16 protein-coding genes are annotated in these 17871 nt (G+C 65.6%); 5 read left to right on the top strand and 11 right to left on the bottom strand.

Annotated features, from left to right (window positions below; translation table 11 throughout):
- Window positions 1-28 precede the first annotated feature (28 nt).
- The 3 genes from AC25MA_RS21685 to AC25MA_RS21695 form a co-directional block, all read right to left on the bottom strand.
- On the bottom strand, window positions 29-1333 hold the full coding sequence (locus AC25MA_RS21685; RefSeq protein WP_028690502.1) for a CitMHS family transporter: 1305 nt from the start codon (window positions 1331-1333) through the stop codon (window positions 29-31).
- Between the two features lie 124 nt (window positions 1334-1457).
- Window positions 1458-2771 carry a C4-dicarboxylate transporter DctA gene (gene dctA / locus AC25MA_RS21690; RefSeq protein ID WP_088851577.1) on the bottom strand — a complete coding sequence of 438 codons (1314 nt, stop codon included), beginning with the start codon at window positions 2769-2771 and terminating at the stop codon, window positions 1458-1460.
- Window positions 2772-2847: 76 nt separating this feature from the next.
- Window positions 2848-3927 (bottom strand): 4-oxalomesaconate tautomerase, encoded by a 1080-nt coding sequence (locus tag AC25MA_RS21695; RefSeq protein WP_028690500.1) that lies wholly within the window; start codon window positions 3925-3927, stop codon window positions 2848-2850.
- A gap of 146 nt (window positions 3928-4073) precedes the next feature.
- Here AC25MA_RS21695 and AC25MA_RS21700 point away from each other — a divergent pair, with 146 nt between their 5' ends.
- The 3 genes from AC25MA_RS21700 to AC25MA_RS21710 all read left to right on the top strand — a co-directional run bounded on the left by AC25MA_RS21700 (window position 4074) and on the right by AC25MA_RS21710 (window position 7625).
- The gene (locus AC25MA_RS21700; RefSeq protein ID WP_028690499.1) at window positions 4074-4967 is read left to right on the top strand and encodes a LysR family transcriptional regulator; all 894 of its coding nucleotides are present in this window, start codon (window positions 4074-4076) and stop codon (window positions 4965-4967) included.
- 142 nt (window positions 4968-5109) lie between these two features.
- The gene (locus AC25MA_RS21705) at window positions 5110-6363 is read left to right on the top strand and encodes an MFS transporter (protein WP_028690498.1); all 1254 of its coding nucleotides are present in this window, start codon (window positions 5110-5112) and stop codon (window positions 6361-6363) included.
- An 8-nt stretch (window positions 6364-6371) separates the two neighbouring features.
- The gene (locus tag AC25MA_RS21710) at window positions 6372-7625 is read left to right on the top strand and encodes an arsenic transporter (RefSeq protein ID WP_062363662.1); all 1254 of its coding nucleotides are present in this window, start codon (window positions 6372-6374) and stop codon (window positions 7623-7625) included.
- A 9-nt stretch (window positions 7626-7634) separates the two neighbouring features.
- On the opposite strand, the gene AC25MA_RS21715 is transcribed toward AC25MA_RS21710, so the two are convergent.
- The 3 genes from AC25MA_RS21715 to AC25MA_RS21725 form a co-directional block, all read right to left on the bottom strand.
- Window positions 7635-8858, bottom strand: a complete 1224-nt coding sequence (locus AC25MA_RS21715) for an amidohydrolase family protein (protein ID WP_236179935.1) — start codon at window positions 8856-8858, stop codon at window positions 7635-7637.
- An 84-nt stretch (window positions 8859-8942) separates the two neighbouring features.
- Entirely contained in the window at window positions 8943-9413 is a 471-nt protein-coding gene (gene cynS / locus AC25MA_RS21720; protein WP_028690495.1) for a cyanase, read from the bottom strand.
- A gap of 29 nt (window positions 9414-9442) precedes the next feature.
- Window positions 9443-10102, bottom strand: coding sequence for a carbonic anhydrase (locus AC25MA_RS21725; RefSeq protein ID WP_088851574.1), 660 nt, complete (start codon window positions 10100-10102; stop codon window positions 9443-9445).
- A gap of 110 nt (window positions 10103-10212) precedes the next feature.
- Here AC25MA_RS21725 and cynR point away from each other — a divergent pair, with 110 nt between their 5' ends.
- Window positions 10213-11103: a transcriptional regulator CynR gene (gene cynR, locus AC25MA_RS21730; RefSeq protein WP_486972379.1), complete on the top strand. Its 891-nt coding sequence runs from the start codon at window positions 10213-10215 to the stop codon at window positions 11101-11103.
- Window positions 11104-11106: 3 nt separating this feature from the next.
- Here the strand turns inward: cynR and AC25MA_RS21735 are convergent, their stop codons facing one another.
- Window positions 11107-11445 (bottom strand): hypothetical protein, encoded by a 339-nt coding sequence (locus AC25MA_RS21735; protein ID WP_062363673.1) that lies wholly within the window; start codon window positions 11443-11445, stop codon window positions 11107-11109.
- 79 nt (window positions 11446-11524) lie between these two features.
- Window positions 11525-12439, bottom strand: a complete 915-nt coding sequence (locus AC25MA_RS21740) for a LysR family transcriptional regulator (protein WP_236248530.1) — start codon at window positions 12437-12439, stop codon at window positions 11525-11527.
- Between the two features lie 125 nt (window positions 12440-12564).
- Here AC25MA_RS21740 and lysA point away from each other — a divergent pair, with 125 nt between their 5' ends.
- The gene (lysA, locus tag AC25MA_RS21745) at window positions 12565-13794 is read left to right on the top strand and encodes a diaminopimelate decarboxylase (RefSeq protein WP_069016228.1); all 1230 of its coding nucleotides are present in this window, start codon (window positions 12565-12567) and stop codon (window positions 13792-13794) included.
- 9 nt (window positions 13795-13803) lie between these two features.
- Here the strand turns inward: lysA and AC25MA_RS21750 are convergent, their stop codons facing one another.
- From AC25MA_RS21750 to kdpC, 3 genes are all read right to left on the bottom strand, one after another.
- A complete protein-coding gene (locus AC25MA_RS21750; RefSeq protein ID WP_062363681.1) occupies window positions 13804-14499 on the bottom strand; it encodes a response regulator in 696 nt (231 codons plus the stop codon).
- A complete protein-coding gene (locus AC25MA_RS21755; protein ID WP_280092762.1) occupies window positions 14496-17150 on the bottom strand; it encodes a DUF4118 domain-containing protein in 2655 nt (884 codons plus the stop codon). Before AC25MA_RS21755 ends, AC25MA_RS21750 begins: the two co-directional genes overlap by 4 nt.
- A 150-nt stretch (window positions 17151-17300) precedes the next feature.
- Complete coding sequence (gene kdpC / locus AC25MA_RS21760; RefSeq protein WP_069016226.1) at window positions 17301-17864, bottom strand: potassium-transporting ATPase subunit KdpC; 564 nt, start codon at window positions 17862-17864, stop codon at window positions 17301-17303.
- Window positions 17865-17871: the final 7 nt, after the last annotated feature.

A 17871-nucleotide genomic window follows, 5' to 3' on the forward strand; every position in this document is an offset into this window, starting at 1 on the left:
GGGTGGGCGCCGCGCGGCGCCCGGTGATTCACACGAAGAAGGACAAGGCACCTGTGAGCAGCGCCAGCGCGGTGATCACCAGCGAGGTAAGCACCGCCCACTTGACGGTGGCTTTCTGGAAGTCGCCGATATCGCGGTCGACCATCCCCACCAGCAACAGGGTCGAGGCTACCAACGGGCTCATCAGGTGCACCGGCTGCCCCAGTACCGAGGCCCGGGCGATTTCCACCGGGTCGATGCCATAGGCCGCGGCCGCGTTGGCCAGGATCGGCACCACCCCGAAGTAGTAGGCGTCATTGGACAGTACGAAGGTCAGCGGCATGCTGGTCAGCGCCACCACCAGCGGGAACCAGTGGCTCCAGGCGTCGGGGATCCAGTCCACCAAGGTCTGGGCGAGGGCGTCGACCATTTTGGTGCCGGAGAAGATGCCGGCGAATATGCCGGCGGCGAACACCAGCAGCACGACGGTCATGGCATTGCCCGAATGGGCGAGAATGCGCTCCTTCTGCAGCTCCAGTTGCGGATAGTTGATCATCAACGCGGCGACGAAACCGATCATGAACAGCAGCGCGGAATGCATCACGCCCATCACCAGCGCGGTCATCACGGCGATCACCAGCATCAGGTTCACATAGGCCAGGCGCGGACGCTTGTGTGGGTTGTCGCCGAGGATCTCCTTGATGTAGCAATTGCCGCCCCCTGACGCCAGGGTGACATTGCCGATGCGCCGACGCTCGGCGCGCCCCAACAGATAGGCGGTGAACACCACCCAGACCGCGCCGCCGATCACGGTGGGCAGCATCGGGATGAAGTATTCGGTCGCATCCAGGCCAAGGGCGGCGATCGCGCGGGTGGCAGGCCCGCCCCAGGGGCTCATGCCGCTCATGATGCTCAGCGATAGCATCGACACCGTGGCCAAAATCATCGGGTTCATGCCGATGCGTTTATACAGCGGCAGCATCGCCGCGCAGGTGATCATGTAGGTGGTGGTGCCGTCGCCGTCGAGGGCAACCAGCAACGACAGCAGCGCGGTGCCTATGGCGATCTTGATCGGATCGCCGTTCACCCGCTTGAGAATCTTGCGGATCAAAGGGTCGAACAGGCCGGCATCGATCATCAGGCCGAAGAACAGGATGGCGAACAGCAGCAACGCCGCCGAGGGTGCCACCATCTTCAGGCCATCGAGCATCATCTTGCCGAGCTCGGGAGCGAAACCGCCGATCACGGCGAAAACGATGGGTACCACTGTGAGCGCGACGATCGGCGACAGGCGTTTGCTCATGATCAGGTAGGTGAACGTCACCACCATGATCAGGCCCAGGAGTGCGAGCATGGTTTTTTCTCTTGTTTTTATTCTGTGTTTGGCCGCCCGACGCGCAGGCGGCCCCCTGCCCCACCCGGCATCGCAGGGATGCTGGGGGGAAGTCTACTGCAACATGGGAGCGATAACCGGTTGGTCAGCCGTGCCGGGGAGGCTGCGCGGACCACTCGGGGTGAGCGTCGACGGCTTCGTCGGCCGCCGATGGCGCGCCGTCGAGGCGGCGCAGCAAGGTTTCGCGATCGCAGGCATGCTCCGACAGCGAGATGACCACGGTGGCCACGGCGTTGCTGGCCAGGCTGGTCAGGGCCCGCGCCTCGGACATGAAGCGATCGATACCGATCAACAAGGCAAGCCCGGCCAGCGGTATGTCGTGGATGACCGTGAGGGTCGAGGCCAACGCCACGAAGCCGCTGCCGGTCACGCCGGCGGCCCCCTTGGACGACAGCAGCATGATTGCCAGCATGGTCACCGTCTGCCCGAGGGTCAGGTCGATGTTGCAGGCCTGCGCGATGAACACGGCCGCCAGCGACAGGTAGATGGCGGTGCCATCGAGGTTGAAGGAATACCCGGTTGGCAGTACCAGCCCTACCACGCCTTTGCGACAACCGAGCCGCTCGAGCTTTTCGAGCATGCGCGGCAGCACCGGCTCGGTGGACGAGGTACCCAGCACCACCAGAAATTCTTCGCGGAAATAGCGCAGCAGCTTCCACAGGCTGAAGCCATGGGCGCGACAGATGCCGCCCAGCACAACCAGGACGAAGAAGGCGCAAGCGATGTACAGCGTGCCCACCAGCTTGGCCAGGGCGCCGAGGGAGGTAACGCCGTATTGCCCGACGGTGAAGGCCAGCGCACCGAACGCACCGACCGGGGCGAAACGCATCAGGTAACCGAAGATACGGAACACCATGATCGAGACCGACTCCAGCACCGCAAGGACGGGCCGGCCCTTCTCGCCCATGGACGACAGGGCGAAGCCGCTGAGTACGGCGATGAACAGCACCGGCAGCACCTCACCCTTGTTGAAGGCACCGACGAATGTCTCCGGAATGATGTGCATGAAGAAGTCGACCACGCCCAGTTTCGCCGCCGAGGCGGCGTACTGGCCCAGGCCTTCTGTACTCAGGGTGGCAGGATCGATGTTCATGCCGGCGCCGGGCCGGAACAGGTACACCGCCGCCAGGCCGATCACCAGGCTGATCACGGTCAGCAGCAGGAACAACAGCAAGGTCTTGCTCATCAGGCGCCCCAGGGAGCGCTTGTCGGTCATGCCGGCAATGCCGGTGACGATGGTGCAGAACACCACTGGCGCGATCATCATCTTGATCAACTTGATGAAGGCGTCGCCCAGGGGTTTAAGGGCAACGGCCTGTTGCGCCCAGAAGTGGCCGACCACCACGCCCAGCAGGACGGCGCAGAGGATCTGGAAATACAGGGATCTGGCAAGTTTCATGAGGCATCACCCATTGTTGAAATTGTGCGGATGCGCTTGTTGCTGAAGCCGCGCTGATGGTGGCGGCGGCCTGGGTCTATCCCGCCAGCCTGCGCGAGGACGGGGCATAGACGAACCCTGAGAAGAGCCGACGGGCGGTACGCACCACCGATGCCTGCAGGGTCTTGCCATCGACGCCGCTACGCGACAGCGCCACGTCGATGCCACCACTGGGATGTTCGATGCGCACCTGCTCCAAGTGTTGTGCCCCCTCGCCGAGCAGGTCGCCGACCACCGTACCGGCGCTGACGCAAGCCGTGGCCAATCCGACGGCGCCGGTGATCGCCAGGGCCCGGTGGCAATTGTGCGGCATGAAATAGCGCACCTGCACCGTACCGTCATGCCGAGGTGGCGCGACCAGCACCGGCTTGGGGATCACCATGCCGCTGACATCACCCAGGCCCATGGCCTTGCCAGCCTTCAGGCGCAAGGCTTCCAGGCGCTGCAGCAAGGCATTGTCGGCATCCAGCTCGGCCGGGGTTTCCGAGCCGGTCACGCCCAGTTGCCGGGCGTCGACGATCATCATGGGCATCGCCATGTCGATGCAGGTGACCGGCACGCCGTCGATCACATCCTGAGGTTTGCCCGTAGGGAACAGCTTGCCGGTCTTGCTGCCCACTGCATCGAGGAACGTCAGGTGCACCGGGGCCGCCGTGCCAGGGACGCCGTCGATCGCCGTGCGCCCTTCGTAGCGCACGATGCCGCCAGGCGTTTGCACCAGTGAATCGACGAAGGTTCCGGTATTGAGGTTGCGGATGCGTACCAGGGTCTTGCCGTCGTTGGCCTTGACCAGCCCTTGCTCGATGGCGAACGGCCCCACGGCGCACAGCATGTTGCCGCAGTTGGGCGCGGTGTCGACGCGCCGCTGGGCGACCATCACCTGGACGAACAGGTAGTCGACATCGGCATCGGCGTGCAACGACGGGCTGATGATCGCCACTTTGCTAGTCTGCGGGCTGCCGCCACCGATGCCGTCGATTTCCAGCTCGTGTCCGGAGCCCATCAGGTTGATCAGCAACTCGTCGCGCTCGACCACGTTTGCAGGCAGGTCCCAGGCGTGGAAGAACGGCCCTTTGGAGGTACCGCCGCGCATGAGTACGCAAGGAATTCGTTGCATGATTTCGCACTCTTGTTGATCAATGGACATCATTGATGTTGTGAGCAAAAGAGTGACAGGGATGGATAAATCAATCCAATGCAAATATCGTAGTCATTATTGCGATACAAGCATCAATAATCGAACGGCCCACTGAGCGATGCCTGATGGAATATGAACTGCAAGATATAAGATCTTTCGTTAAAATCGCCGAACTTGGCAGCTTTCACGAAGCTGCAGAAGCGCTGCACTTGTCCCAACCCGCCCTGAGCCGACGAATCAAGAAGCTCGAGGAAGGGCTCGGTACTTCGTTACTCGAACGCACTACGCGCCGGGTCAGCCTGACGAGCGTGGGTCGGGATTTCCTGCCCAAGGCCAGGCGCCTGCTGGATGATTTCGAGGATTCGATCCTGAGCATCCGTGAACTGGCCGAGCGCCAGACGGGGCAGGTCACCCTCGCTTGCATTCCCACGGCAGCGTTCTACTTTCTGCCCTCGGTGATCCGCGACTACAACGCGCAGTACCCGAAGATCCGCATCCGCCTGCTGGACCTCAGTGCCAACGATGGGCTGGAAGCCGTACTGCGCGCAGAGGCCGATTTTGGCATCAACATGATGAGTGGCCAGCATCCGGACATCGAGTTCGTCTCGCTGGTACAGGAGCATTTTGTGCTCGCTTGCCGCCGGGACCACCCGTTGGCCAAGCGCGAGTCGGTGACCTGGGCCGAACTGGCCGACTACCGCTTGATCGGAGTCGGTCGCCTGAGCGGCAACCGCATGTTGCTCGATCATGCGCTGGCCGGTCTGAACCTTCGTCCTCAATGGTTCTACGAGGTCCAGCACCTGTCGACCTCGCTGGGCATGGTCGAGGCCGGGCTGGGGGTCTCGGCCATGCCTAGCCTGGCCATGCCCAGCGCCGACCATCCGACGTTGGTCAGCGTGCCGCTGGGCGAGCCGCAGGTCAGCCGCACGCTGGGCTTGGTGTTTCGTCGCGGTGCGTCGCTGTCGCCGGCGGCCGAAAAGTTCGTATCGATCCTGTTGCAGCAATGGCCCAATCGCTGACCCCTGGCGCCCCCAGGGCCGATGGCATGCCGGATCCGCGCAAAGTTCATCAGCACCTGCGCCGCGGAGTGCTAACGTATGCGGCTATTGACCGCCTTTGAAATCCAGGGCGCTCTGTTCACTTGTCCCTGCGGAGTATTCCTTGGCCTCGCCTGCTCATGAACGTTCGCTCGATGGGTTGAATTTCTTCCTGGCCGATGTCCGTGATGGGCTTGGGCCCTACCTGGCGATCTACCTGCTGGCGGTGCACCATTGGGAGCCCGGCAGTATCGGCCTGGTCATGACCTTGGCCAGCGTCACGGCATTGCTGACCCAGACGCCAGCTGGCGCGCTGATCGACAGGACCACGGCCAAGCGCGCCGTGATGGCCATCGCCGCGCTGCTGGTGACCGGCAGTTGCCTGGTGCTGCCCTGGGTCACCAGCGTCGCGCTGGTGACGTTGACCCAAGCCATCAGCGCGCTCGCCGGTTCCGTGTTCGCGCCGGCCATCGCTGCCATTTCACTGGGCCTGACCGGGCCGCGGGCATTCACCCGGCGCATGGGCCGCAACGAAACCTTCAACCATGCCGGCAATGCCTGCTCGGCGGTGCTCGCCGGCGGGCTGGCCTACCTGTTCGGACCGGTGGCGGTGTTCTACCTGATGGCGGCGATGACTGTGGCCAGCCTGATCGCCATCAGCCGAGTGCCGGCGACAGCCATCGACCATGACCTCGCGCGCGGCCTTGACCCGCGGCCGCCGGGCCAGCACGCCCACCCCGCCGGCCTTGCCGTACTGTTGCACAATCGCCCCTTGCTGCTGTTCGCCGTGTGCTGCGCGTTGTTCCATCTGGCCAACGCGGCAATGCTTCCGCTGGTGGGCCAGAAACTGGCTCAGGCCAACCTGCAGTTGGCCACGCCGCTGACCTCGGCGTGCATCGTCGCGGCGCAGCTGGTGATGGTGCCCATGGCGCTGCTGGCCGGCGCCAGGGCCGACCGCTGGGGACGCAAGCCGCTGTTGCTCGCCGGCTTTCTGATCCTGCCGCTGCGTGGCGTGCTGTACGTGATGTCGGACGATCCGTTCTGGCTGGTGGCCGTGCAATTGCTCGATGGCATAGGCGCCGGACTGTTCGGCGCATTGTTCCCGGTAGTGGTCAAGGACCTCACCCAAGGCAGCGGGCGCTTCAATGTCAGCCTTGGCGCATTGTCCACGGCCTTCGGCCTGGGCGCGGCGCTAAGTCCCGGTGTCGCGGGGCTGGTGGTACAGTCCGCAGGCTACGACGCGGCATTCCTGACATTGGCGGGCATCGCGACTGCAGCGTTGCTTCTGCTTTGGCTGGCGATGCCGGAGACCCGCCGACCGGCCAGCGATGCCAACGCCGAGCAAGCCCCTCCCCTTCACTCCCCTTCCGGAAACTGAGTCCTCGCATGCCTGTCGCTGAGTCATCCCTGATCATCTGGTCGGTTGCGGCCGCGGCCACCGCCCTGGTCATCCTTCGGCCGGGACGCGTGCCCGAATATGTCTGGGCGATGGGCGCCGCCTTAGGGCTGACGGCCTGCGGCCTGATCCCATGGCGCCTGGCCTTGGCGGCAATCGCCGAAGGAGGCGATGTCTACCTGTTCCTGACCGGCATGATGGTGCTGGCCGAGCTGGCTCGCCAGGAAGGCTTGTTCGACTGGCTGGCCAGGTACGCGGTGCAGCATGCCAGGGGCTCGGGCCAACGCCTGTTCGACCTGGTATTCCTGGTCGGTACACTGGTCACCGTGTTCCTGTCCAATGACGCCACCGCTGTGGTGTTGACGCCGGCCGTGTATGCGGCGTGCAAGGCGGCCAAGGCCGAGCCGCTGCCCTACCTGTTCATCTGCGCCTTCATCGCCAATGCCGCCAGCTTCGTGCTGCCCATCTCCAACCCGGCCAACCTGGTAGTCTTCGGCAGCCAGATGCCGCCGCTGCTGGAATGGCTGCGCCAGTTCACCCTGCCCTCGCTGGGCGCCATCGCCATGACCTACCTGGTGCTGCGCCTGACCCAGCGCAAGCGCATCCGTCAGCCGCTGGCCGTGGCCATCGAGATGCGCCCCTTGTCGGCCGGCGCGCGGCTTTGCGCGCTGGGCCTGATGTTCACCGGCACCCTGCTGTTGACGGTATCGGCACTGGACATGCCGCTAGGGCTGCCGACATTTTGCGCAGGCATGGCCACCACCGGGTTGATCCACCTGCGTCAGCGGCGCAACCCGGCGCCGTTGCTGCGCCACGTGGCCTGGGGGGTCCTGCCCTTGGTCGCAGGACTGTTCGTGCTGGTGGAAGCCGTGGCCCACACCGGCGTGATCGACCGTCTTGCCCAATCGTTGGCCGCCCTGGCGCAACAGTCGGCAGGCACGGCAAGCTGGACGGCGGGGGTGACTGCGGCCGTGGCCAGCAACCTGATGAACAATCTGCCCACCGGCCTGATCGCCGGTTCCATCGGCCACCTCGTCGAACTGCCCCGGCAGACCACCGCCGCCTTGCTTATCGGCGTCGACCTGGGACCGAACCTGTCGATCACCGGCTCCCTGGCCACGCTGCTGTGGCTGGTGGCGATCCGCCGCGAGGGCGAGCATGTCGGCGCATTGAGTTTCTTGCGTCTGGGCGTGCTGGTAATGCCCCCGGCACTGCTGGCGGCACTGTTGCTGCTGGCCGTATGAGCCCGGCCTTCAGAACACCACCGAGCGCCGCTGCTCCGCTGTCGCCACCACCCTGCCGCGCTTGAGCACCATCAGCCGCGCGGGCAGGTCGAGGATCACGTCGCTGATACGGTGGGTGTCCATCAGCACCAGGTCCGCGTCGTTGCCCACCGCCAAGCCATGGCTCTGCAACCCCAGGGCCTTGGCCGGGTTGCTGGTGAGCATCGGCAGCACCGTGGCCTGGTCGTCCGCCCCGCCCAGGTGACAGGCGGGGATGGCCAGCTGCGCGATATGCAGCAGGTCGCCGGTGCCGTAGGGAGTGAAGGCATTGCGGATGTTGTTGGTGGCCAGGCACACGTTCACTCCGCCATCGCGCAAGGCCCGCACCGGGGTCAGGGTGCGCCGCACATTGTGGCTGTCGCCACGGGCGCCCAGGTGCAGGTCGGTGGCGGGCAGGCACATCACGCTGATGTCGGCTTCGCGCAGAAGCGCGATGATACGCGACTGGCGCGCTGGTTCGACGGCCGCCAGGCTGGTCAGGTGGCCGACGCTGACGCGCCCTTGGTAGCCTGCCGCGAGGGTCCGGCGGGCCACGTATTCGATGGTCATGTGCTCGGCGTCGTCGGCGAAGTCCTGGTGCAGGTCGATGTCCTTGCCATAGCGCTGGGCCAGGTCGAAGACGAAATCGATGTGCTCCAGGGGCGAGGCGTCGTTGTAGGGAATGCCGCCGACCACATCGGCGCCCCTCTCCATGGCCTCGACCATCATCGCTTTCATGCCGGGCAACTTGAGGATGCCTTCCTGGGGAAAAGCGACCACCTGGATATCGATGACATCGCGGAATGTTTCCCGTAGTTCCAGCACCACATCAAGGCCGGTGAAACCCTGGGCGGGGTCGAACTCGGCGTGGGCACGGACATGGGTGGTGCCGGCCTGCACCAGCGCGCGCAACACCTGGGTCGAGCGCTCGCGGATGTCTTCGCGGGTGAGCGTGGGCTTGAGCTCGGCGGTGACGGCGATCGCTTCCGTCAAGGTGCCGGAGCGGTTGGCCTTGCGCTGCATGACGTTGGCTTTTTCCAGGTGCAGGTGGCCTTCGACGAAGCCTGGGATCAGGACATTGCCGTTGCCTTGGATTTCCTGGGTTGCCGTTGCGGTGATCGTTTGGGCGATTTCAGTGATCTTGCCGTTGCGCACGGCCACATCCATCAAGGGTTTTGCATCATCGATGCGGACATTTCTGAAGATCAGGTCCATGCCGTCGCTCCTGTAGGGGCTCATTAGCGCGCGTGGAAAAAGCCCGGGCGTCGTTCGGCGCCCGAGCCATTGCCTATGAGCGAATCAGAACGGCTTGGTCGGCAGGTACTTGCCATCCAGGGTGATCACAGCGCGCGAACCCCCTTCCGGATCGTCGACCTTCTTCACGTCCAGCTTGAAGTTGATGGCGCTGATGATGCCGTCGCCAAACTTCTCGTGGACCAGTGCCTTGAGGGTGGTGCCGTACACCTGCAGCATCTCGTAGAAGCGGTAGATGGTCGGGTCGGTCGGCACGCCGCCGGGGATGCTGCCGCGCAATGGCACGGTCTGCAGCAGGGCGATGCCGTCGGCGTCCAGGCCCAGCTTGTCGCCCACCACCTGGGCGGCGCTGGCCGGCAGCGGGTGCTGGCCCAGCAGCGCGGCGGTGACGAAGGCTTCGGACAGGCCGGTGCCGTCGGTGATCTGGGCGAACGACAGGTCCTTGCGGGCCTTGGCCAGGAGGATGGCTTCGCTCAGGGCAAGGCGGGCATTCTGGCTGATTTGCGACTGGATCATGAGGTGTCTCCTTGGGTTGAAAAACGGGTTCAGGCAACGTGCCGGGAGGCGTGGGAAACAGCGCGGACTGCTGGGTTGTCCGCCAGGGATACGAACTGGCCGGTGCGCCCGTCGAAGGCGTCGATGCGACCGCTCTCGATGTCGTAGATCCAGCCGTGCAGGGCCACGCGGCCCTCTTCCAGGGCCAGGCGCACCGAGGGGTGGGTCTGGATGTTGGCCAGCTGGGCGATCACGTTCTCACGCACCATGGCCTCGACCTTGGCGTGGGGGTTTTGATGCTGGCGGGCTTCATTCACCACCCGGGCCGAGTCGGCGTAGCGCAGCCAGCCGGCCACGGCGGGCATATGGTCCAGGCACTTGCAGGTGGCGATGGCGGTCATGGCGCCGCAGTCGGAGTGGCCGCAGATGACGATGTCGGCCACTTGCAGGGCGGCGACGGCATACTCGACCGAGGCCGACACCCCACCGGGTTCAGGGCCGTAGGACGGCACGATGTTGCCGGCGTTGCGGATGACGAACAGGTCGCCGGGTTCACGCTGGGTGACCAGTTCGGGCACCAGGCGGCTGTCGGAACAGGAGATGAACAGCGCCCGAGGGCTTTGCTGGGTGGCCAGGTCCTTGAACAGCTTGACCCGCTCGGGGAAGGCGTCGCGCTGGAACTTCAGAAATCCGTCGATGATGTCTTGCATGGCTGATGCCTCAGTGTCGCGGTGTGTGAGGCAAAGGTTAGGTGGTACGTTACATAAGGTAAAAGTCTCATTTATGATGAATATCATCAGATTATCTTATGGAGAGAAGCATGCTCGCCCGGCATATCCAGTACTTCCTCGCGGTCGCGCAACACCACAGTTTCACTCGGGCGGCGGCAGCCCTGCACGTCTCCCAGCCCGCGCTTTCGCAGCAGGTCAGGCAACTGGAGGAAAGCCTGGGCGCGCAGTTGTTCGATCGCTCGGGGCGCACCACGCGGCTGACCGATGCCGGCGAGGTTTACCTGCGCTATGCGAAACGGGCGTCGCAGGAACTGCAGGAGGCCAGGCGCGCGATCCATGACGTGGGCGACCTCAGCCGAGGCTCATTGCGGGTGGCGGTGACGCCCACCTTTACCAGCTACCTGGTCGGTCCCCTGGTCGAGGCCTTTCATGGCCGGTACCCCAACATCACCCTGAACCTGAGCGAAATCGCCCAGGAGCGTATGGAACAGATGCTGCAGTTGGACGAACTGGATGTCGGTATCGCCTTCGATGAACGCCATGCCCAGGACATCGACACCTCCCCCTTACTGGTCGAGACCCTGGCGCTGGTGGTCGGCAGCCAACACCCGCTAGCCCAGGCAAGTGCTATCGGACCACAGGCGCTGAATGACGAATCGATGATCCTGCTCAGTGCCGAGTTTGCCACCCGTGAGCAGATCGAGCGCTACTGCAGGCGGCATGGTATCCGCCCGCAGGTAATGATGGAGGCCAACGCCATCGGCGCGGTCATCGAAGTGGTGCGCAGGACAACGCTGTCGACACTGCTCCCGGCCAACATCGTCCTGGCGCATGACGACCTGGCCGCCATCGCCCTCGACCCCTTGCGCCTGCAACGCACGGCCGTGCTCATGCAGCGCAGGGGTGTCTACCAGACGGCGGCGGCGCGGGCCTTCCTGGCGCTGGCCAGTGAGGTGGCCGCACAGCTGGAGCGCGGCTGAGGCTCAGCTCAATTGCGCAATCAGCACCGCGTTGGTGTAGATCAGGCTGCCATCGCTGGCCCGATGCCCGACCAAGTGAAACTGGCCACGTTCGTCGTTGCTCAGGTAGACGCGCAGGCGGCAGTCGGCCAGCGGGCCGTAGCCTTCGGGCAAGACCAGGTTCAGCGTGTCCATGTCGACATCAACCATCGCTTCGGGCTCATGGCTCTGCTGTAGACGCTCCTCGGCCTGCTCCAGCGCCGTGTGGGTCGGGCCCTGGATGTCGAAGTGGATATCACCCACCGGGGAAGATCGGCGGTCGCCGTCACTTTTGCACCAGCCTTCGATTGTCAGGGTACTCATGGCGAGTCCTCGTTTGAACACTGTCGAAAGGGTTGACTGCGCCACGTTCCGAATCGTTCCAACAGGTGACACGGCGTGCTCAAGCGCCCTTTGCCAATGCCCGCTCCATCTCCCCGGCCTGCAGCCGAAGCGCCTGGCAGAACGGCTCCAGCACCGCCGACGCCGGGCGCAGCTCTGGTCGGATCAGCATTACCTGATACGGTACCGAGAGACTCAAACGGCGCATGGGCAGCCCACCCTGCCCTGCCTCCAACCCGCTCAGCGGGTTGATGATCGCCACGCCCAGCCCTTGCCGGACCATGGCGCATACCGAGGCGGCGCTGGTGGTTTCGATCACCGTGCGCCTGTTTACTCCAGCCTCGCGGAAGTGGCGGTCCAGCTGTTGCCGATAGCTGTCCAGGCTGGCCAGGTTGATGAAGTCGACCTCATGGAAGTCGTGCAACTCAAGCAGTGGCTTGGCGAGCAACGGATGATGCTCGGGCAACACGCAGACCATGTCGGCGCTGAATAGCAGTTCCCCGACCGCGCCCCTGGGCACCTGCGCGGTTTCGGTCAAGCCGAGGTCGTGCTGTTGGGCGACCAATGATTCTTCCAGCAACGGCGACTCCTGCGCGGTAATGCTCACGCTGACCCCCGGGTGTTGCTGGTGGAACGCCTTGCAGGCCTTGGGCAGCAGAGTCTGCGAGAACAGTGGCAGGCAGGTGATGGCCAGCCGGCCCTGCTCGAAGTTGCGGATGGCCTGGGCGAAGCGGTCGATGCGCTCCAGGCCGACGAAGGCGCGCTCGACCTCCTCGATCAGTAGCAAGGCCTGGGCCGTGGGCGTCAGGCGCCCGCCTTCGCGCTCGAACAGGTTCAAACCGGTGACCTGCTCCATGCGCGCCAGCTCACGGCTGACAGTGGGTTGCGAGGTGAACAGCAGGCGGGCGGCGCCGGTGACGCTGCCGGCGGCCATGATGGCGCGGAACACTTCGATGTGGCGGATGGTGAGTTTCATGGTGATGCCAAGACCCGTGAGATTGACGCATACATATCAAATATGAATCGAGCCAGCATAAATAGCTATTTTTCTGGATCTATCAACTGACTCAAGATCGGTGCATCCATTACAAGGAACACCCCATGACCACCACCCTCCTGGCCCAGGCCGTCCGCCAGCACGGCTCCCCACTGTGGGCCTACGACGCCCAGACCATCCACCAGCGCATCGATCAGTTGCAGCAGCACTTCGACACGGTCCGCTTCGCGCAGAAGGCCAACCCCAACCTGCACGTCCTGCGCCTGATGCGCGAACGTGGCCTGGTGCTCGATGCCGTGTCGCTGGGCGAAATGGAGCGGGCGTTCGCGGCCGGGGCGACAGTGGACGGCGAGCCGGCCGGCGTGGTGCTGACCTGCGACGTGCTCGACCAGCCCACCCTGGCTCGAGTGGTCGAGACAAAGATCGAGGTGAACGCCGGTTCCATCGACATGCTCCGCCAGCTGGGCGAGCACGCCTGCGGGCACCGGGTATGGCTGCGCATCAACCCGGGGTTCGGCCACGGCCACAGCCGCAAGACCAACACCGGCGGCGAGAACAGCAAGCACGGTATCTGGCACGAGCAGTTGCCCGAGGCGCTGGCCTGCGTGAAACAGTACGGATTGCACCTGGTGGGCGTGCACATGCACATCGGCTCGGGGGTGGACTACGAACACCTGGAACAGGTAGCCGGTGCCATGGTCGGGCTGGTCGGCAAGCTGGGCATGGACATCGAGGCCTTCTCCATCGGCGGCGGGTTGTCCACGCCGTACCGCACCGACGACCAACCGGTGGACCTGCAGCGCTACGCCCGGACCTGGGCGGTGGCGCGGGCGGAGATCGAAACCATGCTCGGCCACCCCGTGCGCATGGAGATCGAACCGGGCCGCTTCCTGGTGGCGGAGTCGGGTTGCCTGGTGGCCGAGGTACGCGCCGTCAAGCAGATGGGTGACCGGCACTACATCCTGGTCGATGCCGGTTTCAACGACCTGATGCGCCCGGCGATGTACGGCGCCTACCACCGCATGAGCCTGTTCGATGCGGTGGGCCGACCGGTGAGCCGTCCGCTGCAACCGACCGTGGTGGCCGGGCCGCTGTGCGAGTCGGGGGATGTATTCACCCAGAACGATGAGGAACTGACGCCACAGCAACTGCCCCAGGCCAAAGTGGGTGACCTGCTGGTGATCCACGATGCCGGGGCTTACGGGGCTTCGATGTCGTCGAACTACAACAGTCGCCCCCTGCTGCCTGAATTTCTGATCGAACAGGGCAACTTGCGCATGATCCGCCGGCGCCAGACCGTGCAGGAGCTTCTGGCACTGGAGCTGGGTATATAAAGCCCGCCCCTACTGGGCCGGCGTGACCAATCGATACCCCACCCCCGCCTCGGTGACGATGAACCGCGGCGCCGTGGGGTCATCCCCCAGTTTCTGCCGCAGGTGCCCTACCACGATGCGCAGGTAGTGGGTATCGTCCACATGGGTCGGCCCCCAGATGTCTTTCAACAACTGCTGCTGGGTGATCACCCGTCCCGGGTGCCCGGCCAACTGCGCCAACAACGCGTACTCCTTGCGCGTCAACGCCACCTCGACGCCGTCCAGGGTCACCTTGCGAAAGGCGAAGTCCACCACCAGCGCCCCGAAGCTCGCCGCCGACGGCCCGTTGCCTACCTGCGGCGCCTGGCGCAGCAGTGCCCGCACCCGGGCGAGGAACTCCTGGATGCCGAACGGCTTGGTCACGTAGTCGTTGGCCCCGCCATCCAACGCATCGACCTTCTGCACTTCGCTGGCGCGCACCGACAGCACCATCACCGGTACCGCGCTCCACTCGCGCAGCTCGCGCAGTACCTGCTGGCCGTCCATGTCCGGCAGGCCCAGGTCGAGCACCACCAGGTCGGGCTTGTTCAGCGCGGCCTGGGCCAGGCCCTCGCCGCCGGTGGCGGCTTCGAGCACCTTGTAGCCCTGGGACGCCAGGCTGATGCGCAGGAACTTGCGGATCTGTGGCTCGTCGTCGATGACCAGCAGAGTGGCGGCTTGGCTCATGGGGCTTCACTTTCAGTATCGGGTTGGGTCGGCAGCGGCAAGCATAGAGTGATGCAGGTGCCGTGGCCATCGATGCCATCATCGACCAGGATGCGGCCACCATGGGCGCCGATCATGCCCTGGCAGATCGCCAGGCCCAGGCCGGTGCCCTGCCCGCCGCGGTCGCCACGGGCGGCGGTGTAGAACATGTCGAAGATCTTCTCGCGCTCGTCCTGGGGGATGCCGGGACCTTCGTCGGCCACCGCGAAGCACAGCTGCTCGTCACGCACCGAAACCTGCAGCGCCAGGCGGCCCTGCGGCGGGGAAAAACGGGCGGCGTTCTCCAGCACGTTGATCAGCGCCTGCTCGATCAGCGCCGCATGCACGAACAACAGCGGCAGCTCGGGCGGTACTTCGGTGTGCACGCGCAAGGGCGCCAGCACCACGCGCAGGCGATTGAGGGCACTGCCGACGATGTCGGCCGGGGCCACCCAGTCGCGGGCCAGCTTGAGGGTGCCGTGGCCCAGGCGGGTCATGTCCAGCAGGTTCTGGATATAGCGGTCCAGGCGCTCGGCTTCGTTGCGGGTGCCTTCGAGCAGTTCGCGGCGATCGTCCGGGGGAATCGCGTCGCCCAGGGCCAGCAGGCTGTCGATGCTGCCGCGCATGGACGTCAGCGGGGTGCGCAGGTCGTGGGAGACCGAGGCGAGCAAGGCGCTGCGCAGTTGCTCGGTTTCACCGTGCAGGCGCGCGGCTTCCAGTTGCTCGCCAAGGCGTGCGCGGGCCAGGGCCTGGGCCAGGGGTTGCGCCAGGGCCTTCAGCAGGCGGCGGCGCTGGGCGCTCAGCGGCTCGCCATCGCGGGGGCGAATGCCGAGCAGCGCCAGGGGTTGCTCTTCCACGGCCAACGGCCACCACCACCAACGCCCGTGAGGCAAGGTGTCGCTGCCAAAGCCTGCAGCCTGGCCATGCTGCCAGGCCCACTCGGCGGCGGCGCGTTCGTTGTCGGTGAAGGCATGGTTGTCGCCACTGGCGACCTGCAACAAGCCATCGGCGCTGCGTTCAAGCAGGCACACCTGCACGTCCTGCCAGCCATCCATATGCTGGCCGGCGGCGCTGAACACGGCCTGGCGGTCGGTGGCCACGGTCAGGCGGCGCGACAGGTCGAGCAACTGGTTGGTCTGCGCCTGGGTCTCGCGCAAGGCCTGCAGTTGGCGACGCTGGCGAGCGGCCAGGTTGCCGGTGAGCGCGGCCATCAGCAGGAAGAACACCAGGGTCAGCACGTCCTCCTCACGCTGGATGGCGAAGGAGAAGTTCGGCGGGATGAACAGGAAGTCGTAGGTCAGGAACGACAACGCCGCGCAGGCCAACGCCGGACCCAGGCTGCTGCGCACCGCCACCAACAGCACGGCGGCGAGGAACACCAGGGAGATGTTGGGCAGCGCCAGCAGGCTCGACACGGCCCAGGCCAGGCCGGTGGCCAGCATCGTGGCGAACAGCGCCAGCAGGTAGTGGCGCCATACCCACACGCGTTTGACCGCCGCGCGCGCCGGTTGCGGCTGGGTGTCGCGGTCGAGCACGTTGATCTCCAGGCCGTGGCTCTCGCGCAACAGGCGCGCGGCGACACCGGCGCCGAAGAAGCGCCGACGCAGCAGATCGCGGGACTGGCCCACCAGCACCAGGCTGGCGCGGCGCTCGTCGGCGTGCTGGATCAGCGTACGGGCCACCTCGCCGGCGCGCAGCAGCACGACTTCACCGCCCAGGCGCTCGGCCAGTTGCTGGGCGGCCTGCAAGCGATGGCGGGCGGTCTCGTCACGCAGTCGGCCATTGTCGACATGGACCACGCTCCACGGCAGATGGCGACGCTGGGCCACGCGACAGGCATGACGCACCAGGCGCTCGGCCTGGTCGTCGCCGTCAATGCCCACCAGCAGGCGACCGCGCAGGGCCGGTGCTTCCTGGCCACGCTGGCGGTAGCCGCTGGCCAGGTCCGCATCGACCTGGGCGGCGGCAGTCTGCATGGCCAGCTCGCGCAGGGCGGTGAGGTTGGTCTGGGAGAAATAGGCCTCGATGGCTGCCCGCGCCTGCTCGGGGACGTAGACCTTGCCCTCGCGCAGACGCTCGAGCAGCTCGCGCGGCGGCAAGTCGATCAACACCAGTTCGAAGGCCTCCTGCAGCACCCAGTCGGGCAGGGTCTCGCGCACCTGCACGCCGGTAATGTCGCGGACCTTGTCGTTGAGGCTTTCCAGGTGCTGGACGTTGACCGTGGTGTACACGTCGATGCCGGCGGCGAGCAGTTCCTGCACGTCCTGCCAGCGCTTGGCGTGGCGGCTGCCGGGGGCGTTGGTGTGGGCCAGTTCGTCGACCAGCACCAAGGGGGGCGCGGCCTTGAGCAGGCCGTCGAGGTCCATTTCCTCGAGCATCACGCCACGGTACTCGCTGCGCAGCAGCGGTTGCTGGGTCAGGCCCCCGAGCAGGGCCTCGGTCTCGGCGCGGCCGTGGGTCTCGACCACCCCGGCCACCACGCGCACGCCCTGGCGTTGCTGGGCGTGGGCGGCCTGCAGCATTGAAAAGGTCTTGCCGACCCCGGGCGCGGCGCCGAGAAATACCTTGAGCCTGCCCCGACCTTCCCGGGGCAGGCCCGCCAACAGCGCGTCGGCGCGGGCGGAGTCACTCATGTTTTATCCTTTGCTTGTTCACGGTCACTGTGGGAGCGGCCTTGTGTCGCGAAAGGGCCGCAAAGCGGCCCCGGCGATCTTTGTATAAACACTTGAACCCTGGGGGCCGCTGCGCAGCCCTTTCGCGACACAAGGCCGCTCCTACAAGGGTCAGTGCACGGCCACAGGCGCCAGGCGCTCAAGCGCCTGGTTCAGCGCCAGCACATTGACCACGGGCGGCCCGACCAGTGGACGCAGGGTGGCCTCATTCACCAACGCTTGCAAGCGTTCCACCGGCACCTGCCGCGCCGCCGCCACACGCGGCAGCTGGTAGGCGACCGCCTCGGGCGGCAGGTGCGGGTCCAGCCCGCTGCCCGAGGTGGTCAGCAGCGCCTGCGGCACCGGCCCCTGTTGCACCTGGTACTGCGCGGCGGCATCAGTCTTCACGCGCTCGGCCAGCGCCGGGTTGCTCGGCGCCAGGTTGCTGGCGCCGCTGGCCACGGTGGCATAGGCCCCCGCCGAAGGCCGCGACTGGAACCAGGCGTCACCCTTGAATTCCTGGGCGATCAACGCCGAACCGCGCACCTCGCCCCGATCATCGCGCACCAGGCTGCCATTGGCCTGGTCAGGGAAGGCGACCTGGGCGATGCCGGTCACCGCCAGGGGATACAGCGCGCCGGTGACCACGGTCATCAGCAGGATCAGGCTCAGGGCCGGGCGTACATAGGCGGTCATGTCAGTC

This window comes from Pseudomonas sp. P65(2024), assembly GCF_057480955.1.

Excerpts from the sequence above, each read along its gene's own strand:
- AC25MA_RS21750 (WP_062363681.1), bottom strand. The coding sequence starts at position 14,499 with ATGAGCCAAGCCGCCACTCTGCTGGTCATCGACGACGAGCCACAGATC.
- dctA (WP_088851577.1), bottom strand. The coding sequence starts at position 2,771 with ATGAAACTTGCCAGATCCCTGTATTTCCAGATCCTCTGCGCCGTCCTG.
- AC25MA_RS21695 (WP_028690500.1), bottom strand. The coding sequence starts at position 3,927 with ATGCAACGAATTCCTTGCGTACTCATGCGCGGCGGTACCTCCAAAGGG.
- AC25MA_RS21735 (WP_062363673.1), bottom strand. The coding sequence starts at position 11,445 with ATGAGTACCCTGACAATCGAAGGCTGGTGCAAAAGTGACGGCGACCGC.
- AC25MA_RS21685 (WP_028690502.1), bottom strand. The coding sequence starts at position 1,333 with ATGCTCGCACTCCTGGGCCTGATCATGGTGGTGACGTTCACCTACCTG.
- lysA (WP_069016228.1), top strand. The coding sequence starts at position 12,565 with ATGACCACCACCCTCCTGGCCCAGGCCGTCCGCCAGCACGGCTCCCCA.
- AC25MA_RS21725 (WP_088851574.1), bottom strand. The coding sequence starts at position 10,102 with ATGCAAGACATCATCGACGGATTTCTGAAGTTCCAGCGCGACGCCTTC.
- AC25MA_RS21700 (WP_028690499.1), top strand. The coding sequence starts at position 4,074 with ATGGAATATGAACTGCAAGATATAAGATCTTTCGTTAAAATCGCCGAA.
- AC25MA_RS21755 (WP_280092762.1), bottom strand. The coding sequence starts at position 17,150 with ATGAGTGACTCCGCCCGCGCCGACGCGCTGTTGGCGGGCCTGCCCCGG.
- AC25MA_RS21715 (WP_236179935.1), bottom strand. The coding sequence starts at position 8,858 with ATGGACCTGATCTTCAGAAATGTCCGCATCGATGATGCAAAACCCTTG.
- kdpC (WP_069016226.1), bottom strand. The coding sequence starts at position 17,864 with ATGACCGCCTATGTACGCCCGGCCCTGAGCCTGATCCTGCTGATGACC.
- AC25MA_RS21740 (WP_236248530.1), bottom strand. The coding sequence starts at position 12,439 with ATGAAACTCACCATCCGCCACATCGAAGTGTTCCGCGCCATCATGGCC.
- cynS (WP_028690495.1), bottom strand. The coding sequence starts at position 9,413 with ATGATCCAGTCGCAAATCAGCCAGAATGCCCGCCTTGCCCTGAGCGAA.
- AC25MA_RS21710 (WP_062363662.1), top strand. The coding sequence starts at position 6,372 with ATGCCTGTCGCTGAGTCATCCCTGATCATCTGGTCGGTTGCGGCCGCG.
- cynR (WP_486972379.1), top strand. The coding sequence starts at position 10,213 with ATGCTCGCCCGGCATATCCAGTACTTCCTCGCGGTCGCGCAACACCAC.